The organism is Pseudomonas sp. N040 (assembly GCF_015637705.1).
Taxonomy (GTDB): Bacteria; Pseudomonadota; Gammaproteobacteria; order Pseudomonadales; family Pseudomonadaceae; genus Aquipseudomonas.
This window is the reverse complement of the sequence record NZ_JADOBE010000005.1, coordinates 288,527-310,581: the sequence shown is the minus strand read 5'-3', so window position 1 is coordinate 310,581 and position 22,055 is coordinate 288,527. Positions and strand designations below refer to the sequence as shown.

20 protein-coding genes are annotated in these 22,055 nt (G+C 63.8%); 8 read left to right on the top strand and 12 right to left on the bottom strand.

The annotated features are described in order from the left end of the window. Positions 1-2: 2 nt before the first annotated feature. On the bottom strand, positions 3-1,727 hold the full coding sequence (locus ISX93_RS10150; RefSeq protein WP_195778605.1) for an acetolactate synthase 3 large subunit: 1,725 nt from the start codon (positions 1,725-1,727) through the stop codon (positions 3-5). A 441-nt stretch (positions 1,728-2,168) separates the two neighbouring features. On the opposite strand from ISX93_RS10150, the gene ISX93_RS10145 reads away from it, so the two are divergent. Both ISX93_RS10145 and ISX93_RS10140 read left to right on the top strand, forming a co-directional pair. Then, entirely contained in the window at positions 2,169-4,070 is a 1,902-nt protein-coding gene (locus ISX93_RS10145; RefSeq protein WP_195778604.1) for a pyrroloquinoline quinone-dependent dehydrogenase, read from the top strand. A 134-nt stretch (positions 4,071-4,204) separates the two neighbouring features. Beyond that, positions 4,205-4,645, top strand: a complete 441-nt coding sequence (locus ISX93_RS10140; RefSeq protein WP_195778603.1) for a DUF4124 domain-containing protein — start codon at positions 4,205-4,207, stop codon at positions 4,643-4,645. 11 nt (positions 4,646-4,656) lie between these two features. Here ISX93_RS10140 and ISX93_RS10135 read toward each other — a convergent pair whose 3' ends face one another. Genes ISX93_RS10135 through mrcB form a run of 3 tightly spaced genes read right to left on the bottom strand, consistent with a single transcriptional unit; the run spans position 4,657 to position 8,037 of the window. Further along, the gene (locus ISX93_RS10135) at positions 4,657-4,989 is read right to left on the bottom strand and encodes a YqcC family protein (RefSeq protein ID WP_195778602.1); all 333 of its coding nucleotides are present in this window, start codon (positions 4,987-4,989) and stop codon (positions 4,657-4,659) included. Then, entirely contained in the window at positions 4,989-5,684 is a 696-nt protein-coding gene (locus tag ISX93_RS10130; protein ID WP_195778601.1) for a tetratricopeptide repeat protein, read from the bottom strand. The genes ISX93_RS10135 and ISX93_RS10130 overlap by 1 nt, the downstream gene beginning before the upstream one ends. Positions 5,685-5,700: 16 nt before the next feature. Then, positions 5,701-8,037 carry a penicillin-binding protein 1B gene (gene mrcB, locus ISX93_RS10125; protein ID WP_195778600.1) on the bottom strand — a complete coding sequence of 779 codons (2,337 nt, stop codon included), beginning with the start codon at positions 8,035-8,037 and terminating at the stop codon, positions 5,701-5,703. Between the two features lie 115 nt (positions 8,038-8,152). On the opposite strand from mrcB, the gene ISX93_RS10120 reads away from it, so the two are divergent. The 4 genes from ISX93_RS10120 (at position 8,153) to ISX93_RS10105 (ending at position 11,847) form a co-directional block, all read left to right on the top strand. After that, positions 8,153-9,715: a bifunctional aminoglycoside phosphotransferase/ATP-binding protein gene (locus tag ISX93_RS10120; protein ID WP_195778599.1), complete on the top strand. Its 1,563-nt coding sequence runs from the start codon at positions 8,153-8,155 to the stop codon at positions 9,713-9,715. A 159-nt stretch (positions 9,716-9,874) separates the two neighbouring features. Further along, a complete protein-coding gene (locus ISX93_RS10115) occupies positions 9,875-10,627 on the top strand; it encodes a class I SAM-dependent methyltransferase (protein WP_195778598.1) in 753 nt (250 codons plus the stop codon). 37 nt (positions 10,628-10,664) lie between these two features. Then, complete coding sequence (locus ISX93_RS10110; protein WP_195778597.1) at positions 10,665-10,934, top strand: TfoX/Sxy family protein; 270 nt, start codon at positions 10,665-10,667, stop codon at positions 10,932-10,934. Between the two features lie 112 nt (positions 10,935-11,046). After that, on the top strand, positions 11,047-11,847 hold the full coding sequence (locus ISX93_RS10105) for a Crp/Fnr family transcriptional regulator (protein WP_195778596.1): 801 nt from the start codon (positions 11,047-11,049) through the stop codon (positions 11,845-11,847). Positions 11,848-11,894: 47 nt separating this feature from the next. Here ISX93_RS10105 and ISX93_RS10100 read toward each other — a convergent pair whose 3' ends face one another. The 6 genes from ISX93_RS10100 to ISX93_RS17300 all read right to left on the bottom strand — a co-directional run bounded on the left by ISX93_RS10100 (position 11,895) and on the right by ISX93_RS17300 (position 17,031). Further along, on the bottom strand, positions 11,895-12,785 hold the full coding sequence (locus ISX93_RS10100; RefSeq protein ID WP_195778595.1) for a ChaN family lipoprotein: 891 nt from the start codon (positions 12,783-12,785) through the stop codon (positions 11,895-11,897). A gap of 10 nt (positions 12,786-12,795) precedes the next feature. Beyond that, entirely contained in the window at positions 12,796-13,563 is a 768-nt protein-coding gene (locus ISX93_RS10095) for a heme ABC transporter ATP-binding protein (RefSeq protein ID WP_195778594.1), read from the bottom strand. Positions 13,564-13,671: 108 nt separating this feature from the next. Beyond that, complete coding sequence (locus tag ISX93_RS10090; protein ID WP_195778627.1) at positions 13,672-14,655, bottom strand: FecCD family ABC transporter permease; 984 nt, start codon at positions 14,653-14,655, stop codon at positions 13,672-13,674. A gap of 50 nt (positions 14,656-14,705) precedes the next feature. Beyond that, on the bottom strand, positions 14,706-15,608 hold the full coding sequence (locus ISX93_RS10085) for a heme/hemin ABC transporter substrate-binding protein (RefSeq protein WP_195778593.1): 903 nt from the start codon (positions 15,606-15,608) through the stop codon (positions 14,706-14,708). Next, on the bottom strand, positions 15,605-16,675 hold the full coding sequence (locus ISX93_RS10080) for a hemin-degrading factor (protein ID WP_195778592.1): 1,071 nt from the start codon (positions 16,673-16,675) through the stop codon (positions 15,605-15,607). The genes ISX93_RS10085 and ISX93_RS10080 overlap by 4 nt, the downstream gene beginning before the upstream one ends. A 14-nt stretch (positions 16,676-16,689) precedes the next feature. Then, positions 16,690-17,031: an energy transducer TonB gene (locus tag ISX93_RS17300; RefSeq protein WP_195778591.1), complete on the bottom strand. Its 342-nt coding sequence runs from the start codon at positions 17,029-17,031 to the stop codon at positions 16,690-16,692. A 586-nt stretch (positions 17,032-17,617) separates the two neighbouring features. Between ISX93_RS17300 and ISX93_RS10070 the strand changes: the two genes are divergently transcribed. Both ISX93_RS10070 and ISX93_RS10065 read left to right on the top strand, forming a co-directional pair. Further along, entirely contained in the window at positions 17,618-19,855 is a 2,238-nt protein-coding gene (locus tag ISX93_RS10070) for a TonB-dependent hemoglobin/transferrin/lactoferrin family receptor (RefSeq protein WP_195778590.1), read from the top strand. 56 nt (positions 19,856-19,911) lie between these two features. Further along, complete coding sequence (locus ISX93_RS10065; protein WP_195778589.1) at positions 19,912-20,259, top strand: Rieske (2Fe-2S) protein; 348 nt, start codon at positions 19,912-19,914, stop codon at positions 20,257-20,259. Between the two features lie 25 nt (positions 20,260-20,284). Here the strand turns inward: ISX93_RS10065 and ISX93_RS10060 are convergent, their stop codons facing one another. Together ISX93_RS10060 and ISX93_RS10055 are read right to left on the bottom strand one after the other, a co-directional pair. Next, a complete protein-coding gene (locus tag ISX93_RS10060) occupies positions 20,285-21,070 on the bottom strand; it encodes an MBL fold metallo-hydrolase (protein WP_195778588.1) in 786 nt (261 codons plus the stop codon). 53 nt (positions 21,071-21,123) lie between these two features. Then, positions 21,124-22,017: an acyl-CoA dehydrogenase family protein gene (locus ISX93_RS10055; RefSeq protein ID WP_195778587.1), complete on the bottom strand. Its 894-nt coding sequence runs from the start codon at positions 22,015-22,017 to the stop codon at positions 21,124-21,126. Between the last annotated feature and the right edge of the window lie 38 nt (positions 22,018-22,055).

Genomic DNA, 22,055 nt, shown 5'->3' with positions numbered 1-22,055 from the left:
ATTCAGGTCCGCTCCGTCTTGCTCAGCCACATGTCGCGCATGGAGCCATCTCTGATCTGCATCGGATAGACGTGCTCACTGGTATCAACCTTGATATCGAGGAACACCAGGCGATCCTTCATGGCAAACGCTTCTTCCATCTTCGGCTTGAGATCCTTCAGCTCGGTGATCCGCATGCCCACATGGCCATAGGCTTCAGCCAGCTTGACGAAATCCGGCAGCGACTCCATGTAGGAGTGCGAATGACGGCTGCCGTACTGCATGTCCTGCCACTGGCGCACCATGCCCAGCGCACCGTTGTTCAGGTTGATGATTTTCACGGGCAGGCCGTACTGCAGGCAGGTAGACAGCTCCTGAATGTTCATCTGGATACTGCCTTCTCCGGTAACGCAGGCAACATCGGCATCCGGGAAGCTCAGCTTGACCCCCATGGCCGCCGGAAAACCGAAACCCATGGTGCCCAGACCGCCGGAGTTGATCCAGCGATTCGGCTTGTCGAACCGGTAGTACTGCGCCGCGAACATCTGATGCTGACCGACGTCCGAAGTAATGAATGCATCACCGCGGGTGACCTCGCACAGCACTTCAACTGCCGTTTGTGGCTTGATGATCGAGCCATCACCACGGTCATACGGGAACATCCCGCGACTGCCGCGCCATTCGTCAATCTGCTTCCACCAGCTGGCCTGAACCTCTTGATTGGGCTTCTCGCCAATCTCCTTCAGCGTTGCAACCATCTCGCTCAAGACACTGTCAACCGGGCCAACAATCGGGATGTCAGCCTTGATGGTCTTGGAAATCGAGGCAGGGTCGATATCGATATGGATGATCTTGGCGTTCGGACAGAACTTGCTCGGGCCGTTGATGACACGATCATCGAAGCGCGCGCCAACCGCCAGAATCACATCGGCATGATGCATCGCCAGATTGGCGGTATAGCTGCCGTGCATGCCCAGCATCCCCAGGAACTGGCGATCGGTTCCAGGATACGCACCAAGCCCCATCAGGGTATTGGTAACCGGCAGGTTCAGCGCCTTGGCCAGTTCGGTCAGGGGCGCCGAAGCACCGCCCATGATCACGCCACCACCGGAATAGATGATCGGACGCTTGGCGGCGAGGAGCATTTCCACAGCCTTGCGAATCTGCCCGGAGTGACCGCGGACAGCCGGGCTGTAGGAGCGCAGCTTGACCTTTTTCGGGTACACGTATTCGAACTTGTCGACCGGGTTGGTCATGTCCTTCGGAATATCGACGACAACCGGACCAGGACGACCGGACTGGGCGATATAGAAAGCCTTCTTCATGACTTCCGGAATTTCCGACGGGTGCTTGATCATGAAGCTGTGCTTAACGATCGGCCGGGAAATCCCGACCATGTCGGTTTCCTGGAACGCATCGGTACCAACCAGATTGCTGGGAACCTGACCAGACAGGATCACCATTGGAATGGAATCCATATAGGCGGTCGCAATACCGGTGATCGCATTGGTGGCGCCAGGGCCGGAAGTTACCAGCACGACGCCGGCTTTGCCGGTAGCACGCGCATAGCCATCAGCCATGTGCGTGGCGGCCTGCTCATGGCGCACGAGGATATGGGTCACCTCGGGCTCTTTGAACAAGGCATCGTAGATGTGCAGAAGGGCACCACCCGGGTACCCATAGATGTATTTAACGCCTTCGTCACGCAAAAAGCGGACGACCATTTCAGCGCCGGATAAAAGCTCCACGTTGTTCACCTCTAGAACGCCAGAATACCGCCCGAACCGAACGGCTATCGAATAGGTTTACTGCCAGACAGCAAGCATGAGCGACGGATGGTCACTGACTACGTCAGCTACTGAATGAGCAAGCACGGGAGCTACCAGAGTGTTGCGGAAGCATCCCACCCAGCGCGAGGTAACGCGTTGCGGGTGTTGCGGATCGGTGCGGGTACGCACCTCTATGTACAAGTGGCACAGGCGCGTGACGCCCCCATGTCCATCGAACCCGTAATTCTTCCGATTCAGGCAGTTGAAGTCAAGTTAATGTGCTCTGCCAAGGCCACCAGCACGCACCCCGAACTGCAACCCGCACGCAATGCCAACACCGCTGAAAGAGACTGATAATCCATTCCGATGCGAATAGACTGCAGCAAATATTGCCTTGCGCGCCGCAGCGACCCGGAAGCCATGACTGAAGCACAATCGATATTGACTGCCGTTCTGTGCAGCCTGACCCTGCTCTCCACCGCGCCAGCCCAGGCCGGCGGGATGCCTGATCCGTCGCTTGGGCAACACTACAGCCCGCTGGCGCTGATCAATCCTGACAACGTGGGGCAGCTTGTTCCTGCCTGGATTCACCAGAGTGGCGACCTCGCCAGCAACCCGGAAGCGATGAGCAACAGTGCCGGCCAGTCGACCCCGCTCCTGCTACCCGAAGCAGCAGGAGAATCTCTGGTGTATTGCACTCCGTTCAATCGCGTGATCGCCCTGGATCCGGGAACGGGCGCGGTGCGCTGGGAATTCGACCCGCAGATCAATCGGGACAACTCCCGCCCGTTTCGCTGCCGCGGCGTCAGTTACTGGGCAACCCCCGACAACCACCAGGACAAAACCTGCCGGCAGCGCATCTTCACACTAACGGCCGATCGCCGACTGATAGCGCTGGACGCCCTGGATGGCAAACCCTGCCCTGGCTTCGGCAGGAACGGTGAAGTGGCCCTGGCCGAACATGGCCGCTACAAGCCGGACGAAGTCGCCAGCAGCTCGCCTCCCGCGGTCGCCAATGGCGTGGTGGTGGTTGGCTCCTCAATCATTGACTTCGCCCTGGCCAAGGCACCGCGCGGCATCGTCGCCGCCTTTGACGCGATAAGCGGCGAGCCGCGCTGGCAGTTCGACCCGCTGGAAGGCATCGCCAACACCGGTGGGGCCAATGTCTGGGCGCCGATAGCCATCGATGCCGCGCGGGATCTGGTATTCCTGCCGACCAGCGCCCCATCGCCGGATTACTACGGCGTGCTGCGGCCCGGCAGCAACGGTAATGCCAATGCCGTGGTTGCCCTGCAACTGAGCACCGGCAAGCACGTCTGGAGCTTCCAGCACTCGCATCATGACCTGTGGGATTTCGATACGCCGGCACAGCCCATCCTGTTTGACTGGCCGGGCACCAACGGAACCATCCCCGCCCTGGTCCAGTTGACCAAGCAGGGCCTGGTCTTTGTCCTGGACCGCCGCAATGGCAAGCCGCTGCTGGGAATCGAGGAACGCCCGGTACCTTCCAGCACCATCCCGGGAGAAACCACCTCTCCGACCCAGCCCTTTCCGCTAAAGCCGCCACCACTGATGCCGGTATCACTGCGCCCCGAGGACGCCTGGGGCCTGACGTTCTGGGACCGCCAGAAGTGCCATGACAAGATTGCCGCACTGAACAATCAAGGCCTGTTCACCCCCCCTTCGGAGCAGGCCACCCTGATGTTCCCGGGCAGCCTGGGCGGAGCCAACTGGGGCGGTGGCGCCTACCTGCCGGCGAAACAGCTGCTGATGGTCAACGTCAATGCGGTGCCCTTCACCGGCCAGCTGATCCGCAATGTCGAGGCGTCAGGCACCCGCGACCATCCGACTGCCGGACAGACCATGCACGTGCGCATGCAAGGTACCCCCTACACCGTGGCCATCGGCGCCCTGATGTCCCCCCTCGGCATCCCCTGCAGTTCGCCGCCCTGGGGGCGGCTGGTGGCCGTCGACCTGGCCAGGGGCGAAATCGCCTGGAGCGTGGCCCTGGGTTCGGTACATGAAATGGGCCCGGTCAGCGCGCCCTTCCGTATCAACTGGGGCACGCCCAACCTGGGTGGCGGACTGGCCACCGCCAGCGGCATCCTGTTCATTGGCGCCACCATGGATCGCCTGTTCCGTGCCTTTGACGCCGGGGACGGGCGTGAACTGTGGAGCTACCAGCTGCCGGTGGACGCCACTGCCACACCGATGACCTATGTTTACCGGGGCCGCCAGTACGTGCTGGTCAATGCCGGCGGCCATGTCATGTTCAATCGCGCCGCAGGGGACTACCTGTACGCATTTGCCTTGCCCGAGTGAGGCCGGCAATCATCCAACCCGGAAAACCTGTACTGACTCCACAGTTTTACTGGCGCAGCCGCAAGAGCAGCATGCAGCTCAGCCGCTTTTGGTTATAGTAACCGCCTATACCGCATCGACTTTAAGGAACCAGCATGCGCCGCATCGCCCTTACCGGCAGTCTCCTGCTTGCCTTGTCCACCCAGCTCATGGCCGCGCCGCCGATTTACCAGTGGCTGGATGCCGCCGGCCAGCCCCATTACGGCGCACAACCACCGCAAGGCGTGCAGTCCACCCTGGTCAAGGCCGGCTCGGCCAAGCCGAAGCCTGCCCCCACAGCAGCACCCGCCGTGGCAAACCCGACCACAGCCGAAGACCCGCAGGCCGCGATTGACGCCAGGGTCAAGCAGGACGTGGCCAAACAGCAGGCAGAACAGCAGAAGCGCTGCGAATCACTGCGCACCAACCTGGCCCAACTGCAGAACAATCCGCGCATCAGCGTTGAGGACAAGGGCCAGGTCCGCCGCCTGGGCGAAGACGAGCGGCAGGCAAAAATTGCCCAGACGCAGAAAGCGATCCAGGAAGAGTGCCACTGAGGCCGTTGTACTTACACCGCGGAGCCAGCGATCAGCCGGTCAAAGGCTCCGAGCAACGCCAGCAGCGCCCTGGCCTGTTCTGGCCGATCGACGTAGACCATCTCACCCATCTGCTGAATTCCCGACACCGCGGGTAGCGGGTAACCCTGCTCGATGATCTCTTTCATGCGCGGCAGGAAAATCCACTGCAGCCATTGTTCGAAGGCCAGCGTATCGACACAGAAGGGTTGCTGGCTGGATAGCGCCTCGCTGCTCGGCGCCTCGGCAGACCACCAGCCCTGCACTTGCAGTTCATGCTCGATCAGCAGCAGATGATCGACCAGTTGCAGCACCCGCAAATCCATCAGAGAGCGACCTTGGCCCGCTCGCGGGCCTGCGCCGCCCCCTGCGGATCAGCCTGCCGCTCACGGGCCTGGGCAATCAGCTCCCACAGGCTGGCCTGCAGTTGTGGACGACCTCCGGCATAGGTCAGGCCGCGCCGTGCCAGCTGCTCGGCCTGCGCCGCATCACCCTGGGCTAGGCGAACTTCGGCCAGGCGATACAGCACCTGCGGTTCGCGCGGCGCAATCCGCTGGGCGCGCTCCAGGCTGGAGGCCGCACCGTTCAGATCACCACTGCCCTGCTGCTGCTGCGCGGTGGTCAACAAGGCCAGCACCGGCCCGTCCAGCTGCTCATCCGCACTCAGGCTGCCGGCACTGGGAATACCCGTGGGCGCCGCCGGGACAGGTGCCGCCGGCATGGCGTAGCCACCCACCGGCAGGGGCTCGCTGCTCAGTGGCGCCGACGTGCTTGACCCTGGCGCCGGGAAACTCTGGATCGGTGCCGAACTACTGGCCCCGGGCACCATCACCACCACGCCGGAATCCTGCTCCAGGCTTTGCCCGTCAGGTATCGAACTGCCACCGCCGGCAGCCGCATCGCCTTGGGCGGACAGCGGCCCGCCGGCATCGACCACCGGAATGGAGCCACGCTGCGGGCTGGCACAACCGGCCGCCAGCAATGCACTGATGCCCACCACGAAAAACCAGCTTCTGTTCACATGCAGTCCTCTTTGATCATTCAATCCAGCCACGCACCCAGTCCATCGCGGACTCTACGGGGGCGGACAGGCCACACGGCGAGCCGGCTGCAGGCTGACTGCCACGAATATAGGGTATCTGCACGGCATTCGGACAGCTCGGATCGGAGCCCTGCCCAGTCGTGGCATCGACCCAGGCCTGGATCACATTATCCGGCAACGGCATATCCAGCGACATCGGTTCGGCCTTGCGCATGAAGCTGGCCCATACCTGCAGGGCACCGGTCGCGCCGGTCAGCGGTGTCTTGCCATTGTCATCGCGCCCCAGCCAGACCACCGCGAGCAGGTCCTGGCTGAAACCGGCAAACCAGCTGTCGCGCGAATCATTGCTGGTACCGGTCTTGCCGGCCAGGTTGAGCGCAGCCGGCAACTGGCTGTAGACCGAGCGGCCGGTGCCCTCGCGCATTACCTTCTGCATGGCATTTTGCAGCAGGAAAATCGCCCCCGGATCAAAGCGTTGCTGGATCTGGAACGGATAACGCTTGAGTGGCTGGCCATCGGCGGTCAGTACGCTGCGAATACCGCGCAACGGTGTATTGAAGCCGCCATTGGCGATGGTCTGGTACATCGTCGCCACCTGCATCGGGCTCAGCCCGCCGGCGCCCAGCAGCATGGACGGGTAGGCCGGCCAGTCCTGCTCGACCCCCAGCCGGTCGAGGGTATTCAGTACCTTGGGTACGCCCAGCTCGAGCCCGAGCTTGGCGGTCGACAAGTTGTAGGAGTTGGCCAGCCCCTGATACAGGTAAATGTTGCCATGCGCGAGGTGATCATAATTCTGTGGCCGCCAGACCTGACCGTCCGCGCCCTTGATGGAAAACGGTTCGTCGACCAGCCAGCTGGTCAGGGTGTACTGGCTCGGGCGCTCCAGCGCGGTGAGGTAGACTGCCGGCTTGATCAGCGAACCGATCGGCCGCACGGCATCGATGGCCCGGTTGAAGCCGGCAAAGCGCGGCAGGCGGCTGCCGATCAGCGCCTGCACCTCGCCGGTCTCGGGATTGGTCACCACCATGGCCGCCTCGACTTCATCCACACCCTTGCGCGACCCCAGGCGCTTGAGCGTCTCGCCCAGGGCGGACTCGGCCTCCATCTGCCGGATCGGATCGAAGCTGGTGAAGATGCGCAGCCCCTCTTCGGTCAGGTCATCCTCATGGTAGTCCTGCCGCAGCTGGCGCTTGACCAGATCCATGAACGCCGGATAGGTGCTGTTGGCCAGGCTGCCGCGCTGGGTCACGCCCAGCGGTAGCTGCTTGGCCGCCGTGGCTTGCGCCGCCGTGATGACACCCTGTTCGACCAGCAGGTCGAGAACCAGGTTACGCCGCGCCAGTGCCCGTTCCGGATGGCGCCGCGGGCTGTAATAGGACGGCCCCTTGACGATGCCGACCAGCAAGGCCACCTGATGCAGCTTCAGCTCCGAAAGTGGTTGGCTGAAATAATGCTGGCTGGCGAGGCCGAAGCCATGCACGGCGCGCTGGCCGTCCTGGCCGAGGAACACCTCGTTGAGGTAGGCCTCGAGGATTTCCTGCTTGCTGTAGTGCATCTCCAGCAGCAAGGCCATCAGCGCCTCGGTCGCCTTGCGCGTCAGGCTGCGCTCGCTGGTCAGGTAGAAGTTCTTCACCAACTGCTGGGTCAGGGTACTGCCACCCTGGCGCAACTGGCCGGCCGCCGCATTGACCCAGATGGCCCGGGCAATCGACTTGGGCGAGACGCCAAAGTGGTTGAAGAACTCGCGATCCTCCACCGCCACCAGGGTTTCCAGCAGATAGGGCGGCGCCTGGTCGAGCTGGATCAGCACGCGATCCTCGTTGTGCGCCGGGTACAGACCGCCCATCAGCAGCGGCTCGAGCCGGGCTACCGCCAGCTTGCCGCCATTGGCGCGGCTCAGCTCGGCCACATAGTTGCCGGAAAAGCGCACGCGAACCTTTTGCGCAGGCTCCGCGCCTTCGTAGAACTGGAAGCCGCGCGTGTTCAGCTCGATCGTGCTGCCCGCCACCGAAACCGCACCCGGACTGCCGGCCACCGCCTCGCGACGATAGCCGAGGGCATCCAGCTCGGTAAGAAAGTCCTGCTTGTCCAGTTTCAGCCCGACGAACAACTCGAGCGGCCGGGCATAGACCTTGGCCGGCACTGTCCAGCGTTTCCCGGAAAATTTCTCCTGCACCACGGCATCGAAATAGACCATCAACCCGGCCAGCAAAACCGCGCCTACCAGCCCCAGCTTGAGCAGCCAGCCCACCCAGGCACGCGAGCCCGCAGGCTTGCGTCTGGAACGTGAGGGGGCTTTGCGGGAGGTGCGAGGGGGGCGGGGTCGTGTCATGGCGCGGCATTATACGCACTTTAACCCAGCCAAGAAGGCGCCTTCCGGCGGTTTGCAGGTCCCGTCACAAGCGCCATAATGCCCCGCTCAAACCGACGCCAAGCAAGGACTTACCGTGAGCCAGCAGCTGATCGACGCGCTACAGAACCCGGCCCTTTACCCGCACCCGGTAGACGGCTTCCAGCTGATCGAAACGCACATCTCCTGGGTTCTGCTCACCGGCCCCTATGCCTACAAGATCAAGAAGCCGGTGAACTTCGGTTTTCTCGACTTCACCACCCTCGAGGCGCGCAGGCATTTCTGCAACGAAGAGCTGCAGCTCAACCAGCGCCTGACCCAGGGCCTGTACCTGCAGGTGCTGCCGATTACCGGCAGCGTCGCAACGCCGCAACTGGGCGGTGACGGTGCGGTGATCGAGTACGCCCTGCAGATGCGTCAGTTCCCGCAAAGCCAGTTGCTGACCAATGTGCTGGCGCGCGGCGAGTTGCTGCCCAGCCATATCGACGACCTCGCGCGGCAGATCGCCACCTTCCACCAGCAAACCCCGCGCGTACCGCTCGAGCACCCGCTGGGCAGCGCCGAGGCGGTGATGGCGCCGGTACGGCAGAATTTCGAACAGGCCCGCGCCATGCTCAGTGACAAGAGCGACCTCGAGCAGCTGACTGCCCTGGAAGACTGGGCCGAAATCACCTTCGCCCGCCTGCGGCCGCTGCTCGAGCAGCGCAAGGCCGAAGGCTTCATCCGCGAATGCCATGGCGACATTCACCTGGGCAACGCGACCCTGCTCGACGGCCGGGTCGCGCTGTTCGACTGCATCGAATTCAATGAACCGTTCCGCCTGATCGACATTGTCAGCGACGCCGCCTTCCTCGCCATGGACCTCGAGGACCGCGGCCTGCACGCCCTGTCCCGGCGCTTTGTTTCGCAGTGGCTGGAACACACCGGCGACTATGCCGGCGTCGAACTGCTGAACTTCTACAAGGCCTACCGGGCCATGGTGCGCGCCAAGGTCAGCCTGTTCAGCCTGGCCCACCAGAGCAGCACCGAAGGCCGCGCGACCACCCTGCGCCAGTACCGCAGCTACGCCAACCTGGCGGAAAGCTACAGCAGCATCCCGGCGCCATTCCTGGCGATCACCCACGGTGTCTCGGCGGTCGGCAAAAGCCATGTCGCCATGCGCCTGGTCGAGGAGCTGGGCGCCATTCGCCTGCGCTCGGACGTCGAACGCAAGCGCCTGTTTGGCGAACAGGCCGGCGCGGCTACAGGCCAGCTGGACGTCGGCATCTACACGGCCGACGCCAGCGCCGCCACCTACCGGCGCCTGCATGAACTGGCCGCCGGCATCCTGCACAGCGGCCGGCCCGTGGTGATCGATGCCACCTACCTGAAGCAGGTGCAGCGCGATGCCGCCTGGCAGGTTGCCGAAGCCGCGGCGCTGCCGTTCCTGATCCTCGACTGCCGGGCACCGGATACGGTGATCGCGCAGTGGCTGGCGCAACGCACCGCGGCAGGCGGCGATCCCTCGGATGCGACCATGGCGGTCATCCAGGCCCAGCAAACCAGCCGCGAAGCGCTGAGCAGCGCGGAACTGGCCCATTGCAAGACGATTGACACCCATGACCGCGCCAGCCTTGACAGCTTGGTCAGCCGCATCCGGCAACACCTCGGCGGCCACTGAGCGCCCCGCCCATGCCGCCCCGCCGCCGGGTCGAGCGTTCTATACTGAGCGCTGGACCCCGCGAGGAGAACGCTCCGTGAAGCAGGCCTGCCACCTTGACGCCCGGCCAGCGCGCCGGCGCACACGACAGTACCGTACACCGGTCAGGCGGCAGCACCCATGAGCGATGTAACCAGGCTGTTCGGCGAAAAGGCCGGGGCCTATGCCAGCTTTCGCCCCGCCTATCCGGCCCAGTTGTTTGACTGGCTGGCCGCGCACAGCCCTGGGCGGCAGCGCGCCCTGGATATTGGCTGCGGCAATGGCCAGGCCAGCCAGGCACTACTCTCGCGCTTTGACCAGGTACTGGCCTGCGACAGCAGCCTTGCGCAACTGGCTGAAGCGCGGCGCCAGCCAGCCCTGCAGCTGTTTGCGGCGGATGCACGCAAGCTCCCGCTGCAGCCTGCCAGCCTTGAACTGGTGATTGTCGCCCAGGCCCTGCACTGGTTTGCCGGCCCCGCTTTCTTCGCCGAAGTCGGCCGGGTGCTCAAGCCCGGCGGGCTGTTCTGCGCCTGGTGCTACAGCCTGATGCAGATCAATCCGGCGCTGGATGCGCTGATCGAGGAACTGCATGGCGAACTGCTGAAGGGCTACTGGCCGGCAGGGCGCGCCAGCGTGGATGCCGGCTACAGCGATATCCAGAGCGGCTTTGCGCAGATTCCGGTACCACCCTTCAGCATCCAACTAGACTGGAGTTTCGCCCACATGCTGGGCTACCTGCGAACCTGGTCGGCAGTCCAGCTCTGGCAGCGCGAACACGCCAGGGATCCCCTGGCGTTATTTCGCACCCGGCTGAGCGAAGCCTGGGGTGACACGCAACAGCGGCATTTGGTCAGTTGGCCACTACACTTCGTGGCAGGACATCCGGGTAACTGAGCAGCGCGTTCTGCCAGACGGCACAAGGAGGGGATCGATGCACGATGAGTTGCAGGACCTGAAGAACCTCGGCAAGACTTCTGCCCAATGGCTGCATGCAGTAGGCATCCACAATGTCTCCGACCTGCGTCGGCATGGCTCCGTGTGCGCCTACCAGGCGGTAAAGTCGCGCGGCTTCCACGCCTCCAAGGTATTGCTGTATGCCATTGAAGGCGCCCTGCTGAATGTACACTGGAGCCAGCTGTCGCCCAGCCTCAAGGAAGCGCTCAACCGGCAACTGGATGACTTTTCCGCTCGCGGCAACTAGAGCCAGCTCACAACCAGCGCGATCAAGGATTTACCTGCAGCCCCGCGCGCCCTATTGTTAGGGGCGCTTATTCCACCCACTTTCTGCCAAGCCAGTTCAAGGAATTGCTGACATGTACTTACTCGGGGAGCAACCGGCCGACGCCGACCAGCTGATCAGTCGTCTCCAGGCCATTCCGGCGCAACTCCTCGCGGGACTCGATCCTTCGGGCGAGCCGATCACCATCGAAGAGAACCAAGACCTCGGGGCGAGCCTGCCGGGCAACCAGCTGTTTCTGATCGAGCAGGGACTGGTCAACGCGCTGATCGACGGCCGGCCGCTGTTCTACATGCAGGAAGGTGATCTGCTCGGCCTGCGCCAGGGCGTCGAGCTGCCGGGCTGCCGCTATGCCAGTGACGAAGCGGTCACGCTGATTCCCTACTCGCGCAGTGAAGTGTTCAAGCACATCTACGCCAACGAGGAGCGCCAGGAGCTGTTCGTGCAGTACCTGGCCGGGCAGACCGCCCTGCTGTCCAACGCCCTGGCCCTGCTCAAGCATTCCGAAGTTCGCCCGGCTACCGGCTTCCAGAGCTTCGCCGCCGGCGAAGAGCTGATCCTGCAGGGTGATAACGCCGAGCACGTATTCATCATCATCGAAGGCCATGCCGAAGCCTATGTCGACGGACACAAGGTCGGCGATGTGGAGAAGGACGAGATCTTCGGCGCGATGGCGGTGTTCACCCGTGAAAAGCGCAGCGCCACGGTGATTGCCAGCGAACCCTGCACGGTCATGGTGATTCCGAAGGAGCAGTTCCTCAGCCTCATGCAGAGCAATACGCGGATCGCCCACAGCCTGATCGAAAGCATGGCCAAACGCATCAACCTGCTGAACAAGGAAGTCACCCAGCTACGGCAGAAAGTCCTCGACAACTGAGCGGCAGATTGCACGGAAAACCCGGCCAGCGTGCCGGGTTTTTCATTTCAGCGGCGCAACTTCGCGCAGTGATCCTGCTCCGGCTGCGCGGCGGTGAACCAGACGAAATCGGCCTCGGCAGCGGTGACCGGCTGGCCGGCCTCGGCCAGCAGCAGCACCTGTGCACCGTCGGCACTGCCCAGGTCCTGCAGGTGCAGCGGCACCCCGAGATCGCGCCGTACATGAAACGCCCCGGCCAGCAGCAGCGCCGGCTGGGGGGCATCGTGCAGCTGCTCGGCCATGCGCCGGTCGCGTTGCTGCTGGACAGCCAGCATCGCCGGCAACTGGCTTTCCGGCAGCAGGCCGCAGTGCGACTGGCGGATCTGTTCCAGCAGCGCCGCGCGTACCGCCGGTGCGGTCGAAGCCCTACCCGCCAACGGCGGTGGCGCAGCGTAGATGGTCATTATTTCGCTGCGATCCAGGTTGGCTGACTGCAATGGCCAGGGCTGCTGCAGCGCATAAGCGACGATCGCCCCGTACAGTCCCCAGTCCCAGTTCGCCTGCCAGGCCAGCGCCTGATACAGATCGGCCGGAGGCTGGCCATTCGCATAATCCGCATGCACCTGGTCTACCGCCGCCTGCTGGTTCGGGTTAAGCATTTCCAGCAGCAGGCTGCCCTGTGGGCGCTGCGCAGCCAGCGCGCGCAGCAACCAGAGTTGCAGGGCGTGATGATCCGGGTTGTCGTGCTGCTCGCCGACCAGTAGCCGTGGCGCAGCAGCCAATTGCTCGACCAGTTGCAGCGGGGTCAGGCGCTGGCCGCTGCGCAGATCGAGAATAACGCCCAGATCGGCATGCTCGCGCGCTTCGGGCGCCTGCCAGGCCGGCAGCAGCGGCAGTTCGGGCGTCTGGGACTGGCAAGCAGCCAGCAAACCGGCCAGCGCCAGTAAAAGAATGCGCATAGGAATGACCTCAGCGAGCAATGATCAGCGGATGACCCAGCTCAGGATGGGTGTGAACCAGAACCTGCAGACCGAACACCGCTTCCAGCAGATCCGCCTGCAGGACTGCATGTGGACTGCCCAGTGCCTGTGCCTGCCCATCTGCCAGCAGCAGCAGGCGATCACAGTAACGCGCGGCCAGATTGAGATCGTGCAACACCACCAGCACCGCACAACCCGAAGCGGCGATTGCCCGCACCGCCCGCAGAGTGATGTGCTGGTGCAGCGGATCAAGCATCGAGGTCGGCTCATCCAGCAGCAGCACCTGTCCGCCCTGCCCCGGCCACAGTTGCGCCAGTACGCGCGCCAGATGCACCCGCTGCCGCTCACCACCTGATAGTTCCAGATAGTTACGTCCGCTCAGGTGTCCGGCATCTGCCGCGCGCAGCGCCGCCGCGACGATTTCGCTGTCCAGATGCGCCCCGCTGGCATGCGGCAGTCGGCCCATGCCCACCACAGCTTCGACACTGAAGGCAAAATTCAGCGTCGAACTCTGTGGCAACACGGCCAGACGCTGCGCACGCAATTGGCCATCCCACTGCGCCAGCGGGCGCCCGTCCAGACTGACCACGCCGGCGCTGGGCAGCAGCTCGCCACACAGTGCAGCGAGCAGGCTGCTCTTGCCGGCACCGTTAGGCCCGAGCACACCGAGCACCTCGCCGGGCTGCAACGCCAGATCAATGCCGGAAAGCACCAGACTGCTGCCACGGGTTACCGACAGACTTTCAGCGCGCAACATCGCAAGCCTCCGCAGGGCGGAAAACCGCGCAGCGCTTGCCACCGTCAACACCCAGGTGGAAAAGACCTGTGGCCGTTTTCCACCCTACAGTTAGGTCCAGACAGCACATCAACCACGCCCCCGCATCAACAGATAAAGGAAGAACGGCGCGCCCAACAGTGCCGTGACAATACCGATCGGCAGCTCTGCCGGCGCCAGCAGCAAGCGCGCCAGCAAATCGCTGAATAGCAGCAAGCTGGCACCCGCCAGCAACGAGGCCGGCAAGAGCACACGGTGATCGGGGCCGACCAGCAGACGCACCAGATGCGGCACCACCAGTCCGATAAAACCGATCATGCCGGCTGCCGCCACCGCCGCGCCCACACCCAGTGCGGTACACAGCACCAGTTCGCGTTTCAGCCGTTCGACATCAAAGCCCAGATGCCGTGCTTCGGATTCGCCGAGCAGCAGTGCATTCAGTGCCCGCGCCCGACGCGGCAACCACAGCGCCACGGCAATGGTCACCAGCAGCAGCGGCCACAAGCGCGCATAGCTGGCGCCATTCAGGCTACCCAGATTCCAGAAGGTCAGACTGCGCAGCGTGGCGTCATCCGCCAGATAGGTCAGCAAACCGATCACCGCGCCCGATAAAGCCGTCAGCGCCACTCCCGCCAGCAGCATATACGCCACGCTGGTCTGCCCTTCCCGCCGACCCAGGCGAAACACCAGACTGGTGACCAGCAGTCCGCCGGCAAACGCACTGGCCGACAGCAGATACGGCGCCAGCATTTCCGGTATCCCGCCCCAGGCCGCGCCCAGCACAATCGCGAAGGCCGCACCCATGGCGGCGCCACTGGAGACACCGACCAGCCCGGGATCGGCCAGCGGATTGCGAAACAAACCCTGCATGCTCACGCCGGTCAGGGCCAGCACCGCACCGACCGCCAGCCCGAGCAGGGTGCGCGGCAGGCGGATCTGCCCGAGGATCAGCTCGGCACGTTCCAGTCCGCCGCCGTCCAGCGGTACACCCAGCAGGCGCAGGCCAGCCCGCAGGGTCTCGCCCAGCGGCAGGCTGACCGGCCCGAGTGCCAGCGACAGCCAGATTGCCAGCAGCAACAACAGGCCCAATGCGATCAGCAGCAGGCGGGGATGAACAACAGGTTTCATGGTTGGTTCGACGCTTCAGCAACGGCGGGCGGGAGTGCAGGATAAAAGGCTGCTGTCAGGACTGCCAGCTGATCCGGCAGTCGCGGCCCTAGTCCGCCAACAAGCAAGGTCGGATCGACCAGCAACACGCGACCGTCACGCACAGCGCGCGTACTGGCCAGCGCCGGGTTCTGCTGCAACAGCGCAACCCGTGCCGCCTCACCCTGCAGGCTGCGATCCGCGATCAGCAGCACCTCGGGATCGAGCGCCACCAGCGCTTCCACGGACAGTGCCTTGTAGCCCTGATGCCTGGCCAGGTTGTGCCCGCCAGCCTGCGCGATCAGCCAGTTGCCCAGACTCGCCTGCCCGGCCGCCAGCGGACTGGCGCCGGCGTGCCCGAGCAACAGCAGCACACCGGGAGCGGGTTGCTGCTGCGCGGCTTGCGCAGTCCTGCGCTGTTGCTGCTGCAAACGGCCAGCATAATCCGCCGCCGCTTGCGCACCGCGTTGCGGCTCGCCCAGCAATTCGCCCAAACGCTGCAAGTTACTCTGCAACACCGCCATGTCTGCGCTGGCCGGCATGATTTCGACCTGCACCCCGGCGGCGCGTAGCTGCTCCAGCACCGGCAGCGGCCCCATTTCCTCGGAGCCCAGCAGCACATCCGGGGCGAGGGCAAGAATCCCCTCAGCCGCCAGTTGGCGCTGGTAACCGATCACCGGCAATTGTTGCAGCTGTGGCAGATGGCGGCTGGTGGTATCCACCGCCACCAGCCGGTCGGCGCCGCCCAGTTCGACCACCCATTCGCTCAGCGCACCACCGGCACTAATCCAGCGCTGCTCCGCTGGTTCAACTGCGTGCGCGGGCAGCCCCAGCAGCACACTGGCGAACAGGCTGCCAGCCGCAAACCATCCCTGCTTCATGCTGGCAGCGCCGCAAAGGATTCAGCCAGCTCACGCCAGTCAGCGCGCTCAGGGATACCCGGCTTACGCGCACCAAACAGCTGCACGATCATTTCGCCATTGGCATCGAAGGCTTCCCAGCTGGTGACGATGCCATCGCTGCTGGGCTTGCGCACCCGCCACAACGAAGCGACCGAGGTGGTTTTCAGGTGCAGGTTGAATTCAGGGTCCATGACATTGAACCAGGCATCCAGCCAGCGCAGGTTGCGCACCGGGCCACTGTGAATCTGGATGCAATGCTGATTACCGACGAACACCATGATCGGCACCTCGTCCGCACCGGCCTGTTCCAGCAATTGCGGCAACAACTCCGGCGCCAGCGGCTCGGCCCACTCGCGGCCAGCCAGACGCAAGGCCTGAGTACGTGCCGTACCGTACTTGCGCAGCAAGGCAAAGAAATGGTGGGTGTCCTTGAGTTGCGACCAGGCTTCACGCAGCGCGCCAACCTCAATCAGCTCGTCGGCCTTGATTGGCTCGGCCGCCGGCAGCGGCTGCAGATCCAACGCAGCGTTTTGCTCTTCCGCACGGAAGCGCTCGACCAACGGCGCCCAGGCTTCCAGCTGACTACTGGCGGTGAGGAACACCTTGTGCACCGCCGTACCCTGACGATCAAAAATCTGGATGCTGCGCTGGGTGCCACGCACGGTTTCTTCCTCGACCGCAAATACGCTGTCCCAGCCACCCATGAACAGACGCAGGTCGATGTCAGCAGAAACCACCATACCCATCTGACCATTGGGCATGACGCTTACTTCCCGGTAGTGGCCCTTGCGCTCATGCACGCAATGCTCATTGCGCGTCAGCGCCATCACATAACCCAGTGCTTCCAGCGCTGGCAGCAAGTCCGCCCACTCCGGGCGCAGACGCACGCTATCGATACCGATGCGCGAAGCGGTCAATTCCGCCTCACTGACCGACAAGCGCGCAGCGGCGTCACGAGCACGCAGCCCTGACTGCTGGCTGCGCAATTGTTGCCAGGCCTGGTACAGGGGAGTAGCGGTTGGCGTCAGCGGGGTTTGTGTTTGCATTTTTTGCTCCTTGATTAGCGACTCGCCAGCAGGGCGAACTCGATGGGTATTTGCACACGGCTGGGCACGCCCTTGCCGTTGATGGTTTCCGGGTGAAAGCGCCAGCCAGCGACAGCCTCCAGCGCCGCGCTATCCAGACTGGGGAACCCGGAAGAACGCAGCAGCTGGATGTCACGCTGAGCGCCCCGCTCATCCAGGCGCACCTCCAGCAGCACCACACCTTGCTGATTGCGCCGCCGTGCTTGCGCCGGATAACGCGGCTGCTGGGGCGGCAGGCGAAAGGCCGGCTGCCGGCTGAAGACCTCTGCCGGAGCAGATTGCCCGGCGACTTCGTGGTTTTTTGTGGGGGTCGGCACCTGCGACTTGGCCGCGACTTGTGGCGTGGCCGACGCCGCGGGTTTCGCTGCAGTTGCTGGAACTGAGGCCGCAGCAACTGGTTTTGGCCGCGGCTTGACGGCCGCTGTTTGCGCTTTTTCTGCTTTGGGCTGCAGCAACTGCTTTGCTGGACGTGGCGGCTGGCTGACTGGCGCAACTGGTTTGACCGCCAGCGCTGGCTGCACAGGTGCCGGCGCCAGCATCACCTGCACGACAGCCAGCTGCTGCGCGGCGCGGGCAGGTTGCGCAGCTGTAGCAACCGCCATATCACGCCCCAGCAGGAAAAATCCCGCGGCCGCATGCAGCAGCAATGACAACATCAAAAACAACGGAAGTAGGGGCATATGCAGCAAATCCACACAATGTAAACGCATTTGATAATGATTTGCATTTAGATGTCAAGCCGATTAAGGTCTGCCCCGAAATCAACCAGCCACCGTCATCCGACAGGCAGATTTACCGGGCAAGCCTCACGCAGCGCGCCAGTCCCGCAGATCTGATTTGCTTCACGCAAACCTCAAGCGTGCAGCGGTGGCCAATAACCCTGCCGTTCCGAGGAGCCCTTGCATGTACCCACCCTTCCCACGCCGCCCATGGCTGGCCCTGCTGTTGCTTTCACCGTCACTGGCGCTGGCCGCCGAGCCTGTCGCTGAAGATGAAAGCGCCCGTCCGACCCAGTTCGATACAGTCACTGTCACCGCGACTCGTAATGAAACCAGCGTGGGTGAAGTACCCAACGTGGTGTCCGTGATCAGTGAACGGCAGATCGACCAGGGCAACGTGAACAACATTGAAGACCTAGTGCGCTACCAGCCAGGCGTGTCCGTCAGCGGCACCGGCAGCCGTTTCGGCTTGTCCGGTTTCAACATCCGCGGCATCGACGGCAACCGCGTACTGACCCAGGTGGATGGTGTCAGCGTGCCGCAGGGTTACAGCTTCAGCCCGTTCCAGGACGTGCGTCGCGACTACATCGACCTCGACAGCGTCAAGCAGGTCGAGATCATCCGCGGTCCGGCCTCCTCGCTGTATGGCAGCGACGCCATCGGTGGTGCGGTGAGTTTCATGACCAAGGATGCCGCTGACTATCTGGATGAAGGCGATGATGCCTACGCCCGCCTGAAAACCGGCTACGACGGCAGCGATAACAGCTGGCTGACCAGCGGCACCGTGGTCGGCCGGCAGGACAACCTTGATGGATTGCTGCATATCGGCCAGATCAAAGGACACGACACCGAGACCTACAGTGATCGAGGTGGGATCGGCCTGCAGCGCGGCGAAGCCAACCCGCTCAACTACACCACCAATAACCTGCTGACCAAACTGGGCTGGGACTATGCCCCCGGCAGCCGCCTGCAACTGACCTATGAGCACTATCAGGATGATGCCGACAGCAATCTGCTGAGCAACGTGAACACTACCGCCACCATGGTCAGCCCGGCGATTCTCGATTCACAGGCCAAAGACAATATCGACCGCGACCGCTTCAGCCTGGAACACCGGATGCAGCTGGATGCGGCCTGGGCCGACAGCCTGCGCTGGCAACTCAGCCATCAGGACAGCGATAACCGTCAGCAGACCGCGCAGATCCGTGAAACCCTGTTTGGCGTCGAGCGTTACCGTTATCGCGACTCGCACTACAACGAAAAACTCTGGGATCTGAATGCCCAGCTGGACAAGGCATTCACCGCCATCGACAGCCAGCACCTGCTGGTCTGGGGCTTTGACGCCAAGCGCATCGACAGCAGCAACCTGCGTGAAGGCTACGAAGTACGCCTGGACACCGGCGCCACGGTGAATCCGCCAGAGAATTACCCGGTCAGCGACTTCCCGGACCCGACCAGCCATACCTATGGCCTGTTCGCTCAGGACAGCATCGAACATGGCCGCCTGACCCTTATCCCTGGCTTGCGCTACGACCACTACGAACTGAGCCCGGACGCCACTGACGAATACCTGCGCGGTAATCCACCGGAAACCGATCCATCCAGCACCAGCGACCATCACCTGTCGCCCAAACTTGGTGCCACCTGGCAGCTGACCAGCACGGAGAGCCTGTTCGGCCAATACGCCGCCGGCTTCCGCGCACCCAGCCCGGTGTACATGTTCGGCGAGTTCGACAACCCGGGGCTGGGTTACAAGCAGATCGGCAACCCCGATCTGCAGCCGGAAACCAGCAACAGCTATGAAGTTGGCGTGCGTGGTCAGCACCAGATCGGCAGCTATGAGCTGGCCGCTTTCTACAACCAGTACGATGACTTTATCGAGCAGGAACTGACTGCCGCGCCGGGTTACTACATCGGTCAGTACCAGTGGGTGAACGTCGACCGCGCAACTATCCGTGGCGCCGAAGCCAAGGGCGAACTGTTCCTTGACCGCTTTGCCCTGCCGAGCGGCAGCAAGGCCGTGGCCAGCATTGCCTATGCGCGCGGCAAGGATGAAGAAAGCGGCGCACCACTGAACAGTGTCGATCCACTGAAGGCCGTGCTGGGTGTCGCCTACGATGCCCCGAGTGGTGACTTCGGCGGCGCGTTGAACTGGACCCTGGTGCAGAACAAGACGCGCATCGACTACGCCGACAACCCCAACGGCACGCAGTTCGCCACCCCCGGTTACGGCACGCTGGATCTCAGCGGCTGGGTGCAGTTGACCGAGCAGGTATCGATGAATGCCGGGCTCTACAACCTGACCGACAAGCAGTACTGGCAATGGGGTAACGTGCAAGGCCTGACCGATACCAGCGCCAGTCTGGATCGCTTCACCCAGCCGGGACGCTATGCCGCAGCCAATCTGATCTGGGAAATCTGACTATCGCGCGCCCGCTGCGGGCGGGATAATCCCCCCCGCAGCCACAGGGTGAACCCATGCAGTTTATTTGTCCCGGCGCGGCACTGGGCGAAGGCCAGAGCCTCGGCCTCAAGCTCGCCGACCAGTCCCTGCTTGCCGTGCGCAAGCACGGCCAGGTCTATCTATACGAAAACCGCTGCCCGCACCGTGGGGTGCCGCTGGAGTGGCAAGCCGACCGCTTTCTCGACCACAGCGGCAGCCTGATCCAGTGCGCCACCCACGGCGCGCTGTTCCTCATCGACAGTGGTGAATGCGTCGCCGGCCCCTGTGCCGGTCAGGCGCTGCGCGCCCTGCCCTGCCGCGAAGACGCGCAGGGCATCTGGCTGCTGAAGCAGCCGCAGGCTGGTTCAGGCCAGCGGCCGTAACCCGCCAGACTTGGCCGTCCGCGCCTCAGCGCGGCAGCTGGTAGTCGTCCTGCGTCAGCAAATCCATGCCGCACTCCAGGCCGGCGATCCACTCGAGGAAGGCCTTGATCATCTGCGGGCCGACAAAAGGCCGCCCATGTTGCGGCACGATCATCGCCACATCCATGCCGCTGACCATCTGCGCCCACAGCCGGCAGACCTTGTTGCTCGCCATGTAGCGGCGGTGAAAGCCTTCCATGCTCGGCAGGTGCTGGGCAAAATCACTGACCGGCGAGGCATCCTCCACCAGCGAGGCGCCCATGTCGCCGGAGAACAGGATCTTGCTCACCGGGTCATACAGCTGGAAGTTGCCGACCGAATGCAGGAAGTGCGCCGGCACCGCCTTCAGCTCGGACTTGCCCAGGGTGATCGACTGGCCGCGATCCGGCAGGGCAATGACGCGGTCGAAGGTGTTCACGCCCATGCTCTTGGACAGGTAGCTGGCCGTCAGGTGCGGCAGGAAGCGCGCCCACAGCTTGGAGCAGATCACCCGGGCGCGCGTGTGCAGCAGCCACTTGTCCAGCGAGGCGATGATGTCCGGGTCCTGGTGCGAGGCGAAGATGTAGGTCAGGTCCTGCAGCGGGATGTGCTTGGACAGCTCCATCGACAGCGGCGCGTAGGTCAGGTCGCCGCCCGGATCGAGCAGCAGGTGCTGGTCGTGGTCGATGATCAGGAACTGGTTGGACTGGATCCCGTCACCGCTGACCAGGTCGTCGAACATCAGGCATTGGTGACTGCCGTTATCAAACAGCACTATCGGTTCACGACGCATGGCAAGCTCCCGGAAAAAGACCGGGCGCAGTAAAGCGGTTTGTGCGGGGCGGCTTACTGACCTGCATCAATACCGAGTGTTGCCAGCGCCTTCTGCAGACGCTTGGCACGCGCCGCCGCGGCCACCGTCAGCAGGTGCTGGTCGCGCTGCCAGAGCCGCGCCCAGTGCGGCGGGCCACCGGCAAAGGCGGCCTCCAGCTCGGGCTTGAGCGTCTGCTGCTGGGCAAACAGCCCGGCCAGCAGCAGGTGGGTGGCGGCCGCGGACGGGTCCTGCCGGGCCACTTCGGCACAGCCGGCAAGCAAGGCCAGCAGACGCAGCTGCAAGGCCTGCGGCCAGCCACACTCGCGGCCCAGGCCGTAATGCCAGGCAGTCAGCGCCGCCAGCACATGCAGGTCCTCGATGCTGCGGAACGGCTTCACGTAAGCGTCCCAGCCATCACCGGCCAGGCGTTCGCACTGGGCGTCGCGCAGGTGCAGGCGGGCATGGCCGATGTCGAGCATCAGCGGCAGCGCCGGCAGGTTTTCCACCTCGATACCCGGTGCCCCGGCCCGCAGCACCGCCAGCGCCAGGCGCGGCGCTTCACCGGCGGGCTCTTCGCGGGCAGCCACCAGCAACCAGTCGGCAGCATCCCCGGCGGTGACGAAATCCTTGCGCCCGTTCAGCCGCAGGCCATCCAGCCGCGTGCGCATGTCCGCCGGGCGGGTGCTCTTGTTCTCGGTCACGCAGAGCGCACCGAGGCTGGCCGGCGCCGATGGCCAGAGCACGCGCAACGCGCCCTGGTAACCGGCAAGAAACGCCAGCCCCGGGGTGGCCGCCCGGCAGCCGCCAAGCACTGCCAGCTCGAACGGCCCGGCCGTCGGGCATGCCAGCAACAGGCTGGCGAACCAGTCCTGCAGCGGCTCGACAAACAGACGTGGCTGGTCTTCCAGCAAGCGGGTCCAGGGCATCGCGGTTCTCCAAAAAGATATACATGCACAGTACCGCA